3 protein-coding genes are annotated in these 4,185 nt (G+C 68.4%); 1 reads left to right on the top strand and 2 read right to left on the bottom strand.

Annotated elements, in window-relative coordinates:
• Window positions 1–83 precede the first annotated feature (83 nt).
• Window positions 84–1,178, bottom strand: a complete 1,095-nt coding sequence (locus RB146_13655) for an LptF/LptG family permease (protein ID MDQ7830010.1) — start codon at window positions 1,176–1,178, stop codon at window positions 84–86.
• A 173-nt stretch (window positions 1,179–1,351) separates the two neighbouring features.
• On the opposite strand from RB146_13655, the gene RB146_13650 reads away from it, so the two are divergent.
• Window positions 1,352–2,692: an Ig-like domain-containing protein gene (locus tag RB146_13650; GenBank protein MDQ7830009.1), complete on the top strand. Its 1,341-nt coding sequence runs from the start codon at window positions 1,352–1,354 to the stop codon at window positions 2,690–2,692.
• 357 nt (window positions 2,693–3,049) lie between these two features.
• Here the strand turns inward: RB146_13650 and RB146_13645 are convergent.
• A partial coding sequence (locus tag RB146_13645; GenBank protein ID MDQ7830008.1) for a S8 family serine peptidase occupies window positions 3,050–4,185 on the bottom strand: 1,136 nt, incomplete at its 5' end.

Here is a 4,185-nt window from a genome sequence, read left to right as displayed (position 1 = left end):
TGTCCGCCGGGCGGTCGGGGCGTGCCCGGAGGTCGCGGATCGGCGGGAGCGTGCGGCACTTCAGGAGGGCGCGCCACCGCTACTCACCCGGAAGTCGCGGGCGCCCGGTGCAACCACCGGTCCTGCCGGGCCCAGATCACGAGGCCCCCCACGCCGAAGAGCAGGTTCGGCAGCCAGGCCGCCAGCATGGGCGAGACGGCTCCGACAGCGCCCACTGCCCGCGCGCTCGACATCACCGCGTAATACAGGAAAAGCAACACCACGCTGATCCCCACGCCGGTGAAGCGCCCCCCCTGCGTGGCCAGCAGGCTGAGCGGCGCCGCCACCAAGGCGAAGACCACGCTGGCGGCGGGGATGGCGAACTTCCGGTGCAGCTCGATGGCAAAACGCGGCGGCGCCTCCCGGCCGAAGGCGGCCAGGTACTGGCGCAGCTCGGCGGCGGTCATCTCGTCGGGGGTCTTCTGCCCGGCGAAGAAAATGCCGCCCGGGAGGTTCACCAGGATGCGCATCTCGTCGAAGCGCGCCTCGTACCGGGTGAACCCCTCCGAGTCGAATTCCCGCAGGACTCCGTCCCGCAGGCGCAAGTACCGGTCGTCCCAGCGGCCCTCGCGGGCGGTGATCAGACGCGGCAACGGCGGAGTTACCTCGTAAACCATGACGTTCTGCAACAGCCGTCGATCGTCGTCGACCCGCTCAACGTAGAAGAAGCGATTGCCCGGGGCGCGAAAGAAGACCTGCTCGCGCACCTGCGGGAAGGCCTCGCCAAAGGCCGCGCGACGGATCAGGGTGTTGGCCCGGTGGTTGGCCCAGGGGGCGAAATACTCGTTGGTCAGGAAGGTCACCGCCGCCATGCCAAGGGCGAACACCAGCGCCGGGGCGAAGAGGCGGCCCAGGCTCATCCCGGCCAGGCGCATCGCCTGCAGTTCGCGGTCACGCGCCAGCCGTCCCAGCCCCAGCAGCACGCCAAGGAGGGTCGAGACGGGGAAGGTGATCACCATGATGGCCGGGAGTTTATAGGCGAGCAGGCGTCCCAGCGCCTGAAGGGTGAGGCGCCCCGAGACGATGAACTCGGCCAGCGTGTACAGGATGTCCCCGACCAGGAGCACGGCGAAACCGCCGACGCCCAGAAGAAAGGGCGGCAGGATCTCCAGGATGATGTAGCGGTCGACGATGGGCACGACGGACCGCGTGGTCGGACCCCCCGCACCGTCGAGTCCAACCGAACGTCACTCCTAAGGATGCGCACCGCTCCGGAGTTCCGTCAAGAGGAAGGCCCGTCTGGCGGCTCGAAAAAGCAATCCCTACCTCCTGAAGGAACCGTGCGGGCTTTCGCGGAACGGGAGGCACCAGGATGGGGATGCGAGCCCTCGCTGTTCTGCTGTCGCTCCTGCTCGCAGGGTGCGGAAGCCTCAGCGGCCTGCCCTCGCTGACCCCCGGCTCCGAGGCCCCTCCCGGTGTGACGGCGACCGTTCCCGGGCACGACGGCACCGTCCCTGCCGATGCCCCGATCTCGGTCACCTTCAGCAAGGCCATGAACACCCGCACCGTGACGGTGACCGCCGAGCCGGCCGTCGCCTTCGCCCCGGCGGAGTGGACAGCCGACGAGCGGACCGTCACCGTGCGCCCGCAGAATCCGTTCAACCCCGGCACCCGGTATACCGTGACGGTGAACGGCCGCGACCGAGCGGGAAATGCCCTGGCCCCCTTTACCTGGTCCTTCACTGCCGGCCCGCCCGCGGCTCGGGCCGGAACCGGCCAGGCGCGCCTGCGGGACCGCGTGGAGGTCCGCCCTGACGAACGCCTCTTCACCCTCTTCGCGGCTCTCAATGCCGCCGGTTACGACGAGGGGCTCCGGGAGTCGGGGGACGTCCGCCAGGCCGTGCGTGACAGACTCGGGGACCTGCCGATCCGCGTCGTCGACCCCGTACGCCGGTACCGCGAGGAGCACCCCCTGCCCTTGGAAGCCTACGTACGCTACACCCTCACGCTGGGCGCCCCGCCGGGATTCGCCGAGCAGCGGGCGCCCCAGGGGCTGGACGGCTTCGGCCGGGTATTGGCCGACTTCTACACGGCCGCAGGCGTCGCAGACCTGTGGAAGACCCAGTCCGGCCCGCACCAGCAGGCGGCCGCTGCGCTCGCCAGCGAGGGCCTGGCGCTCATGGGCCGCACCCTGGACTACCTGCGGGCCGGCGACGCCCCCCGGGAACGGCTGTTGCTCGTGCCGAACCTCCTGGACGCGCCGGGCCGCGGTTACATCGTGCCGCTCGACGACGTGGTAGTCTTCGTCCTCGGCTCCGCCGGCAAGCCTGACCCCGTCACGCTGGTCACCCTCACGGTCCGGCTCGCTCTCGGAACCCTTCCGCCCCAGGCGGCAGCGGAGGTACAGCGCACGAGTCCCCTCTTCGACCTGGTCCGGGAGACAGCGCAGCGCCACGGCTACCGCGACTGGCCGGCCGTCATCCAGGAGAGCCTCGTGGCCGCGGTGACGGCGCGCCTCGCGCTGCCTCCCGATCAGCGCGCGGCTTTCTTGCGCCGCCACTATGACCGCGGGCTCATTCTGGTGGACCACTTCAGTACGGAGCTCCAGCGGTACGAGCGCGATATCTCGCCGCTGGCGGACTTCCTGCCCGGCCTGCTGCGGACAGTGAACCTGGACGAGGAGCGTCGTCTCTTCGCCGAACGGCGCCGCTAGCAGCCCAAGGGTGTGCAAAAGCCAGCAGGGGCGAATCGCATTTAGATTATCGGGTCGCCACTCGCACAGAAACTTCCCGTCTATCCCACCCCTCGTTCGCTGGGGAAGAATTCGAACGGCCCGAGGGGGCGATTTCCCCGCGGTACCCTGCGCGAAACGACACATCGCTGCCCGATCCGCAGCGCGTAGTTCGGGCCGGACGCCCGGATTGATAGCGGAGCCCGAGGCGCTTCCATTTCAGATACCGGGGCTGTCTGACGCCGCAATCTCCTGCGCCCGTCAGGGCAGGCACCACACTGCCTCTCCGCCCAAAATGCCGCGATCAGCCCGGGGAGTTTGTGGCCGTTGTTACGCGCCTCATCGCCCGGCGGCAGCCACCGAACTGACGGTAAGAGGACTCCCCACATACCGCCGGACGGTGACGACCACCCCCGTGGTGGTCGAGCCGGGGCTGATGACCACGTTGTCCATACGCCCGTACAGGTCTTCGGCGTCCACGGTCCCGTTGCCATTGAAGTCCTGCCAGACGAACACGGTCTTCGTCCCCGCTTGGGCGTTCGTGACCGTGAAGCTTCCGGTCGCCGCGACGATCGCGACGTCGCTCTGTCGCGTAATGACGCTGCCGCTCACCACGCCCGAGAACGCGCGCATGGCGTTGTTGGGGTTGCTCGCCCCCACTGCGGCAGCCGCGTTGACGAGGCCGTAGCCGAAGAACTGATCCCAGCCGGCCGGTGGGAGATCTACAGCCGTATCCCGGAGACGGGTGCGGATGGCATCCGGCCCCACGATGCCCCTGGAGATGAGGAGGGCAGCCACACCAGAGACATGAGGCGTAGCCATGGAGGTGCCCAAAAGATAGCCATACCCAGGGTCAAAGTTGGGACTCCACCACGTGCTCAAGACCCAGTCTGGATAGCCGTCGCTGTCGCAGTCGGGGAAATCTCCCCCCGGTGCCGCTATCCAGATCTGCGGCCCGTAGTTGGAGTACGAGGCCTTCGTGTCGTTGCAGGCGGTGGCACTCACGGCAATGACCCCGGGGTAGGCGGCGGGATACATTACCACGTTTAAGTTGTCGTTGCCCGCCGCGGCCACGAGCGCGACGCCCCGCGCCAGGGCGTAGTTGACGGCGTCCTGCAGGGTCTGGGACGCTCCAGAGCCGCCCAAGCTGAGGTTTATGACCTTTGCGCCGTTGCCAGCGGCGAAAACGATACCTTGAGTGACCGCGGCCCAGGTTCCAGTGCCACATTGTCCGCTAGCGACGTTCTCCCCCAGCACCCGGATCGGCATTATTTTCACCGCCGAAGCGCCTCCCCAGGCTACCCCCGCCACGCCCGTGCTGTTGTTCGTCAGTGCCCCCACGGTGCCGGCCACGTGCGTACCGTGACTGGCCTGACTGGGAGCCACGGTCGGGCATCCGGGATCCGTGGGGTCGGGGTCGTTGTCGAAGAAGTCGTAACCCGGCACGGTGACCCCTGAGAGGTCGGGGTGGTCGA

Source organism: Armatimonadota bacterium (assembly GCA_031081585.1).
Classification (GTDB): domain Bacteria; phylum Sysuimicrobiota; class Sysuimicrobiia; order Sysuimicrobiales; family Humicultoraceae; genus Geohabitans; species Geohabitans tengchongensis.
Note: the sequence above shows the minus strand (reverse complement) of the source record. Positions and strands in the feature narration are given on the sequence as shown.

Coding starts and splice junctions, on each gene's coding strand:
- RB146_13650 (MDQ7830009.1), top strand. CDS start 1,352: ATGGGGATGCGAGCCCTCGCTGTTCTGCTGTCGCTCCTGCTCGCAGGG.